Raw genomic sequence first — 11,264 nt, 5'->3', positions numbered from 1 at the left:
TGCGCAGCGGCCCATCACGGTTTTCGGGCCGCTGTTTTGGTGATGGCTGCAACGAAGCACTTGAGGCTTTCCTCGACATAGGTGGCCACCTCGATCGTCGGGTCAAAACTCCACCACAGCAGTGAGCCCTGCCAATGCGATGCCATCAGCAGGCCGATGTCGCGCGCGGTGTCGGGCGTTCCGGCCAAGCAAGCCGCAAGGGCCTCGCTCAGGAACGCTTTCCAGGCGGCGCCTCGCGCCCTGAGCACGGGGTCGCGCAGATCCTCGCGCAGGACGAGCAGGCCCTCGGCGTAGGCTTCGATGCCGCCGTAGCCCTGCGACAGCCCCACCAGCAATTCGATCGCGCCGGCCGGCGTTTTGGGAACGGTGGCTGCGAGTTCCCTCGTCTTGGCATCGAGGCCATCCCACGCTTGCAGCAAGGTGCGCTGCTTCAGCTGCGCCTTGTTGCCGAAACGCTGCACCAGTGTTGCGCCAGAGAGGCCGCACGCCTTTGCCAGCCGCTCGAAGGTGAGCGCCTCGGGTCCATGTTCGTGAATCAATCCCAACGCGGCTTCCAGCACCTGCTCGTCGGATTTGGTTTTTGGTCGCGTCACCTTGACATCTCAATATAACCGAATAATCATTTATATATAATGCGAGCGGCGTAAGCCAGATCGGTTTGGTCGATAGATTCGGTTGGGGACTACCATGACGTTGCAAGGAAAGGTCGCCCTGGTCGCCGGCGCCACGCGTGGTGCCGGGCGGGGGATCGCGGTTGAACTCGGCGCCGCCGGCGCCACCGTCTATGTCACCGGGCGCACCACACGCAGCCAGCAATCCGACTATGCCCGGCCCGAAACCATCGAGGAGACGGCGGAGCTGGTTTGTTCGCATGGCGGCAAGGGCATTGCCGTGCAAGTCGATCATATGGTGACTGATGATGTGCGCAGTCTGGTCGAGCGCATCCGGGCCGAACAGGGTCGGCTCGACATTCTGGTCAACGATATCTGGGGCGGCGAAAAGCTGTTCGAGTGGAATAAGCCGGTCTGGGACCACAATCTGGAAAACGGCCTGCGCCTGTTGCGGCTCGGCATCGACACGCATCTGATCACCGCGCATCATGCGCTGCCGCTGATGATCGAGCGGCCGGGCGGGCTGCTGGTCGAGGTCACTGACGGCACCGCCGAGTACAATGCCGATCACTATCGGCTGTCGCCGTTCTATGATCTCGCCAAGGTCGCGGTGAACCGCATGGCATGGGCACACGCCAAAGATCTTGCTGCGCATGGCGCCACCTCGGTGTCGCTGGCGCCCGGATGGCTGCGTTCCGAAATGATGCTGGAGGCGTTTGGCGTCACCGAAGACAATTGGCGCGACGCCACCGCCAACGTGCCGCATTTCGTCATTTCCGAAACGCCGCGCTTTGTCGGCCGCGCGGTCGCGTCGCTTGCGGCGGATCCGGATCGTGCGCGCTGGAACGGCCAGTCGCTGTCCAGCGGTGGGTTGGCGCAGATTTATGGTTTTACCGATCTCGACGGCTCACGCCCGGACGCCTGGCGCTATGTTCCGGAGGTACAGGACGCCGGCAAACCTGCCGATGCCGCGGGTTACCGGTAAGCTTAGACCGAGCGGCCATCGAAGTCGAAAATCGACAGACCGACAGCATCAATATCCGCAACGCAGTTAAGGTTGACGTAGGCGCTGCGTTCGTTGCCCTGACTGACATCCTCGGCGAAGGGATGGATGCCGCAGGTCCGGCAGAAGCGATGCGCCAATACGTGATTGTTGAACGTATAGGTGCCGAGATCATCGCCCCATGCGAGCACCTTCAGGCTGTCATGCGGGATGGCGCATAACAGCACGCCCTTGCGCCTGCACATCGAACAATTGCACCGCACGGCGCCGGTCAGCTGCGCCTTGAATTCGAACGCAACCTTGCCGCAGTGGCAGCTGCCTTTGTACAGCATCAGTCCCTTCCTATCGCTGGCAGGTGCAAAGGCACGCTGTCCGGGCTATTCCTTCCGCTGACCTAGCGGCCCATATGCCTTAAAGACGCTCCACCTTGACGGAATCCGACATCGACATGCAATCAATCCGCGATCGTCTCGAGATCATCCTGTCACGTCTTGCCAGTTGCGCGGCAGGCGAGAAGGTGTTCACCAAACTCTATGCCGAGGCGGCGCGCGCAGCGGCCGAGGCCACCGATGCGCGCAAGAAGGCCGGCGTATCGCTCGGGCCGCTCGACGGCACCATCGTGTCGATCAAGGATCTGTTCGATGTCGCCGGCGAGCCGACCACGGCCGGGTCGCTGATGCTGAGGGACACCGCGCCCCGTCGGCACGACGCTGCGGTCGTCAGCCGTCTGCGCCAGGCCGGCGCCGTCATCATCGGCAAGACCAACATGACCGAATTCGCCTTCACCGCTATCGGCGACAACATGCACTACGGCACACCGGGCAATGCCGCCGACACCAGCCGCATTCCAGGCGGTTCGTCGTCGGGCGCCGCCGTGTCCGTTGGCGAGGGGACGAGCGACATTTCCATCGGCTCCGACACCGGCGGTTCGGTGCGCATCCCGGCATCGCTGAACGGCGTCGTCGGTTTCAAGCCGACGGCGCGGCGCGTGCCGCTGACTGGTGCCTATCCCCTTTCCGCGACGCTGGATTCGATCGGGCCGCTGGCGCTGAGTGTTGCTGCGTGTGCCCTGGCTGACGCCGCGATGACGGGCGAGCAGATGCCGCAACTGCACCTGCCGTTAGCGCTTGCCGGGCTTCGTGTCGGCATTCCGCGCGGCCTGCTTTTCGAAGACACGGAAACGGAGATTGCCGCCGCGTTCGATCGCAGCCTTGCCGGGATCGAGCAGGCAGGCGCGTGGCTCACGGACATTTCGATCGACGACCTCATTGCCGATCTGCGCCTGGCCACCAAACGCGGCTCGATCGCGGCCATGGAAGGTGCTGAAATCCATGCCGACTGGCTGGCGACGGGCGCATCGATGCCGGTCGATCCCCATGTCAGCGGGCCGCTGTCGCGGGCGGCGGCCATACCGACGCCGGTTTATATCAGGGCAATGCGTCGTCGCGCGGCACTGTGCATAGCCATGGACGAGCGGTTGGGTTCGGTCGATGTGCTGGCTCTGCCGACCACGCCGGTGACAGCGCCGACTATCGTTTCGATGGCCGAGGATACGGCTCTGCGTGAACGCACTGAAGGTCTGCTGCTGCGCAACACCCAGGTCGCCAACCAGTTCGACCTCTGCGCGATCTCGCTACCGATGCCCGGCATGACGCTGCCGGCCGGGCTGATGCTGGTGGCGCGCAATGGCCATGACCACCATCTGCTGCGCATCGCGGCTGAAATCGAGCGGCTGCTCCGATAGGCAGCGAGCCGTAGGTCGGCAGTCAACGTGCCGCGCAGCGCTTGCGCTCGCTTTTCTTGGAGGAGCGTTCGATTTTGGTAACGACCAGCATCGGCGGATCGTTCGGCTGGCCGCGATGCCGGATCGATCCTCGGACGACGAGTTTTCCAGCATAAAGCTTGTCGGAGAGGTCAGGTGCCGATCTGTCCAGCGGCGGCAATTCCGTAGTGTTGAGCTCCACGCCTTTAACGACATTGCCGGTGGTCAGATCCAGCGCATTGCCTGACGGGCAGGGCGCCATCATGCAGACGATCCCATTGCTGCAATAGACATAATCGCTGCTTTGTGCCGCCGCGAGCGAAGGTAAGGCCACGATCGACGACACTGCGAGAACCAGAGATGCGAAGCGAAAACCGGACATGGTTCACGCGTCCGCCGGGAACCGTCTGCGGTAATGCTCGACCACGTCGGGATTGCGCAGATTGACAGGCAGCCGGTTGGCCAGCACCAGCAAGGTCTCGCCGGCCGCGCCCACGCCCATGCGCATCATCGATTGCTCGGTAATCCCCGCCATATGCGGGGTGACGATAACATTGTCGAAACCGAAATAGGGATGGTTTGCCGGCAGCGGCTGCGTGGCAAAGACGTCGAGTGCGGCGCCGCCGATCCGGTCTTGGCGCAAGGCCTCGATCAGCGCCTCGTCGTCGATCACCGGTCCGCGCGAAATGTTGATCAAAAGCGCGTCCGGCTTCATGCGGGCAATGCGTTCGCGGCTGATCAGGCCGCGCGTTTCCGGCGTCAGCGGGCAGCAGAGCACGATGATGTCGCTCTGTTCGATCAGCGCATCGATCGACAGGAAGCCGATCCTGTCGGGTGCCGGCTGCATGCTGCGGGTCGTCGCCACGACGTCGAGGCCGAAGCCGTGCGCGGCTATATGGGCGACCGCCTGACCGATGGCGCCGAAGCCGATGATGCCGATGGTCTTGCCGGCAAGCTCGCTGGCATGGCTGGCGTGGTCGCGGCCGGCATTCCAGCCCTTGGCGCGCAAGTCGCGGTCGACCGAACGGAAGCGCCGAAGCAGGGCAAGGGCCGCGAACATCACATATTCGGCGACCGAACGCGCATTGACCGCCGGCACGTTGGCGACCAGCACGCCGGCCGCGGCCGCGGCCTCCATCGGCACCATGTCGAGCCCGGCGCCGTGGCGGACCGCTGCTCTGAGTTTCGTGGCGTTTTCGAACAGCGACGGCGGCAGCGGTGCGCGAACGATGATGACGTCGGCATGCTTCGCCTCGGCGGTCAGCGTTGCCGCATCGAGCGCTGAGGCGACGACGAGTTCACCGGCGCCCGCCAGCATTGCGGAGGCACGCGGATGCAGCGTGTGCGTCGACAGGATTCTGGGCATGGGGCTCTCGCTAGTCGCAATTCTCAAAGGAAAGCGCCGCGCGCTTTTCCCAGAAAAACCGTTTCACACCTTTCCTGGAATTGCACTAGACCTTCTCAAGTGCCAGGCTTTGCGCTTGCGCCTCCCGGCCCTCGATGATCCCCTTCCAGTAGCTTTCCGCGCCTTGCAGGTGGGCGCTCATCAGCGCCTGGGCGAGATTGCCGTCGCGACGCAGCAGCGCCTCGTAGATCTGGATATGCTCGGCATGCGAGCGCACTGAGCGCTCGGGATCGTTGAAGTAGATCGGCAGCCGCTGCTCGCCCATCAGGTAATAGACGCTGCAGATATTGTGGAAGACGCCGTTCTTGGTCGCCCGCACGATTTCGAGGTGGAATTCGCGGTCTTCCTTGGCGAGGCCTTCGCCGGCGGCGATGCACTCCTCCGAGGCTTTCAGGATCTCCCGCAGGCGTTCGAAATTCTCTTCGGTGGCACGCGAACAGGCAAGTTCGGCGGCCTTGATCTCGTGGATCTTGCGCAGTTCGACGGTCTCGTAGATCTGCACCGGATCGAGCGGCAGGCCCGCGCGGGCGAAAAGAGCCAAGGCTTCTACACTGGCCTGCCTGGTGTCGACATAGATGCCGGATTTGGCGCGGCGCTCGACGATGCGCATGGCCTCCAGAATGGCCAGCGCTTCGCGGATCTGGCCGCGGCTGACGACGAAATGCTCCGCCAGTTCGCGCTCCGAAGGCGTGCGGCCGGTCTCCTTGTCCGAATGGGCGAAGAGATAGGCGGCGAGCTCGGCGAGAAGGTTCTTTTCTTTCATCGTCAACCGCGTTGCGCGTGCGCCTCCAGGAACCGCTCCGAAATGGTGAATCCCAGACCCGGCTTTTCAGGGATCGCTATCATACCGTCCCTTGCTTCGACAGTCTCTTCGATAAGATCGTGGATCATCGGGTTGGCGCCGAGCGAATATTCGACGGTAAAACTGGCAGGCGAGGCCGCACAAACATGCAGGCCGGCGAAGAAGCATGGCGCGCCGGCCCACAGATGCGGGGCAAAGCGCAGATTGAAGGCACTGGCGATGGTGCCGATCTTCATCGCCTCGCTGATACCGCCGCAAAAGGCCGGATCCGGCTGGAAGATGTCGGCGGATTTCAGCACCGCGAGATCGCGGAAGGCGTAGCGCGTCGCTTCGCTTTCGCCGGTGGCGATCGGGATCGAGCCCGAGGCGCGCACCTCGGCCATACCAGCCTTGTCGTCGGCGATAACAGGCTCCTCGAACCAGGCGAGGTCGAGATCGCTGGCCAAGCTGATGAAGCGCTTGGCCTCGGCCACCGTATAGGTGCCATGCGCGTCGACCATCAACTCGACGTCAGGACCGAGCGCCTGCCGTGCGGCGCGGACGCGGGCGGCGGAAATGTGCGGGGCGCCGTCCATGGCGCCGACGCGCATCTTCAGCGCCTTGAAGCCGCCTTTGGCGATGTAGGATTTGAGCTGCTCGCCGATAGCCTCGGCGGCAGCCCAGCCGCCGGAGGCGTAGGCCGGCATGCGGTCGAGCTTGCGGCCGCCGATGAGCCGCCACACCGGCTGTCCCAACGACTTCCCCAGAATATCCCAGAGCGCGATATCGACGGCGCTGATTGCCGCAATGCTCATGCCGCGCCGCGCCAGCTGCGGCATGGCATGGCCGGCGCGCGCGGCACTGTCATGGCGTACGCCGTTGTAGAGCATCTCCCAGATCATGCCGATGTCGGCGGGGTCGCGGCCGATCAGCTGCGGCCCGACCTCGTGATTCAGCATGTAGACCAGCGCACCATAGCTGCCGGCGCTGCCGGCGGCGTTCTTGCCCTCGCCCCAGCCGATCAGCCCGTCGTCAGTCTCAATGCGCAGGATGGCGGCGTCGAACGTCGTCACCTGGCCAAAGTCGCTGCGATGCTGCTTCGCGGCCTCAATCGGCACGCGGACCCACCACGCCTGGACCGTTTTGATGCGCATCCCGATCGGCTACTTGATCAGCGGCAGCAGCGTTTCGGCCGTGATGCGCATCTGGTCGGTGTAGAATTTCTCCGTCAGCACGCTGGAGCCGTGATCCTGGATGAACTTCAGCTGTTCGGGAGAAATGTCGACCGGATTCCGGTCGACCATGTCGGGATAGGGCGCGGCGGGTGTGCGGTCGACGGGCGCGACGAATTCGTTGGTCAGCGCGCCGTCATAGCCGACTTCCTTCAGCGTCTGCACGATCCGTGGCCAATCGATCTGGCCAAGGCCGGCGGCAAAGCGGTTGTTGTCGGCGACGTGGAAGTCGAACAGCCGTTTGCCGACCTGACGGATCGCGTCATGGACGTTAAATTCTTCCATATGGATGTGATAGGCGTCGAGGCAGACGCCGCATTCGGGGCTCACCGCATCGGCCAGGGCCAACGCCTGCGCGCCGCGGTTGAACAGATAGGTCTCGAAGCGGTTGAGCGGCTCGACCGCGATCTTGACGCCGACCTTCTTGGCATGGGTGAAGCATTCGCGGGTGGCGTCGACCACCCACTTCCATTCCTCTTCCTCGGTGCCGTCCGGTACCACTTTGCCGACGGTCGCGGGCACCAGCGTTATGATCTCGCCATCAAGTTCGCTGACCATGGTCAGCACGTCCTTGACGTACTGCACCGAGCGTTCGCGCTGGCCCTGGTCCCTGGCGGCAAGGTTGCGTTCGCCCAGCATCAGCGTCACCGACCCCCAGCAGCGGATGCCGTATTCTTTCAGCAGCGCGCGGGTCTCCTTGGTCTTGTATTGCTCGGGCTCGCCGGAAATCTCGATCGACTCGTAGCCGAATTTCTTGATGCGCTTCAGCGTCACCTCCAACGGTTCCGCGCGCATCCAGTTGTGCGTCGAAAGATGCATGGTCTATCCTTCCCAGAATTCGTCTGTGCCAGTTCGCCTGCGATGCGTCCCACAAGGCGCGTCGCGTGTTTCCTCCCCAAGGCGCTCCAGCGTTTTTGCGCAACTGGTTCGACCAATTGGGCCCTAATGGAGGTCTACAGCAATTTTTGTCGCGCGGCAAGAACCGCCGCGATGCGATATCGGCATCTGTGTACCGTATTGATTATGCTGGTATATATCGCCAAAAATGGAATGCCCCGGCAGCTTTGTGCGTGAGTCAAATGGCTTGACCCATTTCCGGTATTTGGTAATACCAGAATGCCGATACGAGAATGCACATCACAAGAGACCAAAGAGGCTGGCCCTGCTTTCATCAGGCGCTATGCTTGGTCCTTGGAAAAATGAATTGGGAGGATGCCGATGCCGTCGACAATGAAGGGTCCGGGGCTGTTTCTGGCGCAGTTCGCGGGGGATACCGCGCCGTTCAATTCGCTGGCCTCGATCACCAAATGGGCGGCCGGTCTCGGTTACAAGGGCGTGCAGATCCCGACCTGGGATGCACGCCTGTTCGACCTCAAGAAGGCGGCATCTTCCAAGACCTATTGCGACGAGGTGAAAGGCATCTGCGCGGATGCCGGCGTCGAGATCACCGAACTGTCGACGCATCTTCAAGGGCAGCTGGTGGCGGTGCACCCGGCCTATGATGCCCAGTTCGACGGCTTTGCACCGCCTGCGGTGCACAACAACCCCAAGGCCAGGCAGAAATGGGCGGTCGAACAGATGGAGTTCGGCGCCAAGGCCTCGAAGAATCTTGGCCTGAAAACCTCGGTGACGTTTTCCGGCGCTCTGGCCTTCCCGTATCTCTATCCCTGGCCACAACGGCCGGCCGGGCTGATCGAGGAGGCCTTTGCCGAACTCGGCAAGCGCTGGAAGCCGATCCTCGACGTCTATGACGAGAACGGCGTCGATGTCGGCTATGAGATCCATCCTGGCGAGGACATCTTCGACGGCGCCACCTTCGAGATGTTCCTCGACGCGGTTGGCGGCCACGAGCGCTGCAACATCAACTACGACCCGTCGCATTTCCTTTTGCAGCAGCTCGACTATCTCGAATTCATCGACATCTATCACGAGCGGATCAAGGCCTTCCATGCCAAGGATGCCGAGTTCAATCCGACGGGGCGGCAAGGCGTCTATTCCGGCTATCAGAGCTGGACCAATCGCGCCGGCCGCTTCCGCTCGCTTGGCGACGGGCAGGTCGATTTCGGCGGCATCTTTTCCAAGCTTACCCAGTATGGCTACGATTCCTGGGCGGTGCTGGAATGGGAGTGTTGCCTCAAGCATCCGGAGGACGGCGCGGCCGAAGGCGCGCCCTTCATCCAGCACCACATTATCCGGGTGACGGAAAAGGCCTTTGATGATTTCGCCGGCGGCACCACCGACAAGAAGATGCTGCGCGCCATGATGGGTATTTGAGACAAGCAGGAGAAAGACATGGTCGGCGCATCGAAGTCGGAAGCGGGGGGCGGCCCGATCCGCTATGGTATGGTCGGCGGCGGCCAAGGCGCCTTCATCGGCGCGGTGCACCGGATCGCGGCTCGCATGGACAATGACTTCGTGCTGGTGGCCGGCGCCCTGTCGGCCAATCCCGAGCGCGCCAAGGCTTCCGCCGCCGAATTCGGTCTCGACCCGGCGCGCAGCTACGCCTCCTATGCCGAGATGGCCAAGGCCGAGGCCACGCGCCCGGACGGCATCGAAGCGGTGGCGATCGTCACCCCCAACAATGTGCACGTGCCGGCGGCCAAAGCGTTTCTCGAGGCCGGCATCCACGTCATCTGCGACAAGCCGCTGGCGACGACTTTGGCCGAGGCCAAGAAGCTCGCGGCGATAGTCGAGAAGACCGGCAAGGTGTTCGTGCTGACGCACAATTACACGGCCTATCCGATGGTCCGCCAGGCGCGCGAGATGGTGGCCAAGGGCCAGCTTGGCGACATCCGCATCGTGCAATCCGAGTACCCGCAGGATTGGCTGACCGAAGACCTTGCCGCCACCGGCCAGAAGCAGGCGGCGTGGCGCTCCGACCCCAAGCAGGCGGGCGCGGGCGGCGCGCTCGGCGACATCGGCACCCATGCCTACAATCTGGCGCGGTTCGTCTCGGGTCTGGAACTCGATTCCCTGTCGGCCGATCTCGACGCTTTCGTGCCGGGGCGGCTGCTCGACGACAATGTCAATGTCATGCTGCGCTTCAAGCCGGTCGGCAAGGTGCATCCGGCCAAGGGCATGATCTGGGCAAGCCAGGTGGCGCCCGGCCACGAGAACGGGCTGAAGCTGCGCATCTATGGCTCGAAAGGCGGGCTGGAATGGGTGCAGGCCGATCCGAACTATCTCTGGTACACGCCGTTCGGCCAGCCCAAGCAGCTGCTCACCCGCAACGGCGCCGGCGCGCTGCCAGTTGCGGGACGCGTCAGCCGCGTTCCGGCTGGCCATCCGGAAGGCTATCTCGAAGGCTTCGCCAACATCTACCAGGAGGCGGCGCGGGCGATCCGCGCGGCACGCAAGAAGGGCGGCAAGCCGGGCAAGGACGTGGTGTTCCCGACCATCCAGGACGGCGTCGAAGGTATGGCGTTCATCGAGGCCTGCGTGAAGTCGTCGAAGAAGAACGGGGCGTGGACGAAACTTTAGGGAGCGCCGGCGCCAAGTCTCTTCTCCCTTCGGGGAGAAGGTGGCCGCGAAGCGGCCGAATGAGGGCGCATGGTGCGAGGTGCGAAAGAAACCAGCGCGCGCCGTCAAATGGGGAGGGGCTGTCGATGAAAATCGGCATGTGCATGTTTTTGTGGACGACTTCCGTGTCTAAGAAACACGAGCCGTTGCTGCGCGACATCAAGGCGACTGGCTTCGACGGCGTCGAGATACCGATCTTCTCAGGCACGCCAGAGGACTACAAGAAGCTTGGCGATTTGCTCGACCGCATCGGGTTGGAGCGCACGGCTGTTACGGCGATGGGCGACCCGGCGATGAATCTGATTTCGCCGGATGCCGCGACCCGCAAGGGCGGCATCGGCTACATGAAATGGGCGATCGATTGCGCCCAGGCGCTCGGCGCGAGTACGCTGAGCGGGCCGCTGCATTCGACGCTCGGCGCCTTCTCCGGCAGCGGGCCGACCGCTGCCGAGAAGAAGCGCTCGATCGCCTCGCAGCGCGCCATTGGCGATCATGCCGGCAAGCGGAACATTACCATCGGGTTGGAGGCGCTCAACCGTTTCGAGTGCTATCTGCTGAACACGATGGCCGATCTGTCCGAGCACGTCGACGCCATCGACCGGCCGCACATCAAGGCGATGTACGACACCTTCCACGCCAATATCGAGGAGGCCGACCCGATCGGCGCCTACATGAAGCACCGGCGGAATGTCGTGCACATCCACATTTCGGAGAACGATCGCGGCGTGCCGGGGCGCGGGAACATTCCGTGGAAAGAGACTTTCGCGGCCATCCGCAAGAGCGGCTATGACGACTGGCTGACGATCGAGGCGTTTGGCAGATCGCTGAAGGATCTGGCGGCGGCGACCAAGGTGTGGCGGGATTTTTCCGAGACGCCGGAGGCAGTTTATCGCGAGGGATACAGGCATATCAGGGATGGGTGGAAGCGGGCGGCTTAGCCGCTCACTTTCT

Annotated in this window: 12 protein-coding genes; 5 read left to right on the top strand and 7 right to left on the bottom strand. The window is 63.2% G+C overall.

Annotated features, from left to right (window positions below):
• Nucleotides 1–14: 14 nt before the first annotated feature.
• Nucleotides 15–593 (bottom strand): TetR/AcrR family transcriptional regulator, encoded by a 579-nt coding sequence (locus X771_RS161130; protein WP_023686631.1) that lies wholly within the window; start codon nucleotides 591–593, stop codon nucleotides 15–17.
• A gap of 94 nt (nucleotides 594–687) precedes the next feature.
• On the opposite strand from X771_RS161130, the gene X771_RS161135 reads away from it, so the two are divergent.
• Nucleotides 688–1,596, top strand: coding sequence for an SDR family oxidoreductase (locus tag X771_RS161135; protein WP_023686630.1), 909 nt, complete (start codon nucleotides 688–690; stop codon nucleotides 1,594–1,596).
• A 2-nt stretch (nucleotides 1,597–1,598) separates the two neighbouring features.
• On the opposite strand, the gene X771_RS161140 is transcribed toward X771_RS161135, so the two are convergent.
• The gene (locus X771_RS161140) at nucleotides 1,599–1,946 is read right to left on the bottom strand and encodes a GFA family protein (protein ID WP_023686629.1); all 348 of its coding nucleotides are present in this window, start codon (nucleotides 1,944–1,946) and stop codon (nucleotides 1,599–1,601) included.
• A gap of 116 nt (nucleotides 1,947–2,062) precedes the next feature.
• Between X771_RS161140 and X771_RS161145 the strand changes: the two genes are divergently transcribed.
• Nucleotides 2,063–3,358, top strand: a complete 1,296-nt coding sequence (locus tag X771_RS161145; RefSeq protein WP_023686628.1) for an amidase — start codon at nucleotides 2,063–2,065, stop codon at nucleotides 3,356–3,358.
• 22 nt (nucleotides 3,359–3,380) lie between these two features.
• Here the strand turns inward: X771_RS161145 and X771_RS161150 are convergent, their stop codons facing one another.
• The 5 genes from X771_RS161150 to X771_RS161170 form a co-directional block, all read right to left on the bottom strand.
• The gene (locus tag X771_RS161150) at nucleotides 3,381–3,722 is read right to left on the bottom strand and encodes a hypothetical protein (protein WP_245262511.1); all 342 of its coding nucleotides are present in this window, start codon (nucleotides 3,720–3,722) and stop codon (nucleotides 3,381–3,383) included.
• 39 nt (nucleotides 3,723–3,761) lie between these two features.
• Nucleotides 3,762–4,742, bottom strand: coding sequence for an NAD(P)-dependent oxidoreductase (locus X771_RS161155; RefSeq protein WP_023686626.1), 981 nt, complete (start codon nucleotides 4,740–4,742; stop codon nucleotides 3,762–3,764).
• Nucleotides 4,743–4,827: 85 nt separating this feature from the next.
• Entirely contained in the window at nucleotides 4,828–5,544 is a 717-nt protein-coding gene (locus tag X771_RS161160; RefSeq protein WP_023686625.1) for a FadR/GntR family transcriptional regulator, read from the bottom strand.
• A 2-nt stretch (nucleotides 5,545–5,546) separates the two neighbouring features.
• Nucleotides 5,547–6,716, bottom strand: coding sequence for a mandelate racemase/muconate lactonizing enzyme family protein (locus X771_RS161165; protein ID WP_023686624.1), 1,170 nt, complete (start codon nucleotides 6,714–6,716; stop codon nucleotides 5,547–5,549).
• Between the two features lie 9 nt (nucleotides 6,717–6,725).
• Nucleotides 6,726–7,613 (bottom strand): sugar phosphate isomerase/epimerase, encoded by an 888-nt coding sequence (locus X771_RS161170; protein WP_023669836.1) that lies wholly within the window; start codon nucleotides 7,611–7,613, stop codon nucleotides 6,726–6,728.
• Between the two features lie 399 nt (nucleotides 7,614–8,012).
• Here X771_RS161170 and X771_RS161175 point away from each other — a divergent pair, with 399 nt between their 5' ends.
• The 3 genes from X771_RS161175 to X771_RS161185 all read left to right on the top strand — a co-directional run bounded on the left by X771_RS161175 (nucleotide 8,013) and on the right by X771_RS161185 (nucleotide 11,251).
• On the top strand, nucleotides 8,013–9,068 hold the full coding sequence (locus X771_RS161175; RefSeq protein ID WP_023686623.1) for a sugar phosphate isomerase/epimerase: 1,056 nt from the start codon (nucleotides 8,013–8,015) through the stop codon (nucleotides 9,066–9,068).
• Between the two features lie 18 nt (nucleotides 9,069–9,086).
• Nucleotides 9,087–10,274: a Gfo/Idh/MocA family oxidoreductase gene (locus X771_RS161180; protein WP_023686622.1), complete on the top strand. Its 1,188-nt coding sequence runs from the start codon at nucleotides 9,087–9,089 to the stop codon at nucleotides 10,272–10,274.
• A 125-nt stretch (nucleotides 10,275–10,399) separates the two neighbouring features.
• Nucleotides 10,400–11,251, top strand: coding sequence for a sugar phosphate isomerase/epimerase (locus tag X771_RS161185; RefSeq protein ID WP_023686621.1), 852 nt, complete (start codon nucleotides 10,400–10,402; stop codon nucleotides 11,249–11,251).
• Nucleotides 11,252–11,264: the final 13 nt, after the last annotated feature.

It is taken from the genome of Mesorhizobium sp. LSJC269B00, assembly GCF_000502815.1.
Lineage (GTDB): Bacteria > Pseudomonadota > Alphaproteobacteria > Rhizobiales > Rhizobiaceae > Mesorhizobium.
Note: the sequence above shows the minus strand (reverse complement) of the source record. Positions and strands in the feature narration are given on the sequence as shown.

Coding starts and splice junctions, on each gene's coding strand:
- X771_RS161135 (WP_023686630.1), top strand. CDS start 688: ATGACGTTGCAAGGAAAGGTCGCCCTGGTCGCCGGCGCCACGCGTGGT.
- X771_RS161140 (WP_023686629.1), bottom strand. CDS start 1,946: ATGCTGTACAAAGGCAGCTGCCACTGCGGCAAGGTTGCGTTCGAATTC.
- X771_RS161145 (WP_023686628.1), top strand. CDS start 2,063: ATGCAATCAATCCGCGATCGTCTCGAGATCATCCTGTCACGTCTTGCC.
- X771_RS161155 (WP_023686626.1), bottom strand. CDS start 4,742: ATGCCCAGAATCCTGTCGACGCACACGCTGCATCCGCGTGCCTCCGCA.
- X771_RS161160 (WP_023686625.1), bottom strand. CDS start 5,544: ATGAAAGAAAAGAACCTTCTCGCCGAGCTCGCCGCCTATCTCTTCGCC.
- X771_RS161165 (WP_023686624.1), bottom strand. CDS start 6,716: ATGCGCATCAAAACGGTCCAGGCGTGGTGGGTCCGCGTGCCGATTGAG.
- X771_RS161170 (WP_023669836.1), bottom strand. CDS start 7,613: ATGCATCTTTCGACGCACAACTGGATGCGCGCGGAACCGTTGGAGGTG.
- X771_RS161175 (WP_023686623.1), top strand. CDS start 8,013: ATGCCGTCGACAATGAAGGGTCCGGGGCTGTTTCTGGCGCAGTTCGCG.
- X771_RS161180 (WP_023686622.1), top strand. CDS start 9,087: ATGGTCGGCGCATCGAAGTCGGAAGCGGGGGGCGGCCCGATCCGCTAT.
- X771_RS161185 (WP_023686621.1), top strand. CDS start 10,400: ATGAAAATCGGCATGTGCATGTTTTTGTGGACGACTTCCGTGTCTAAG.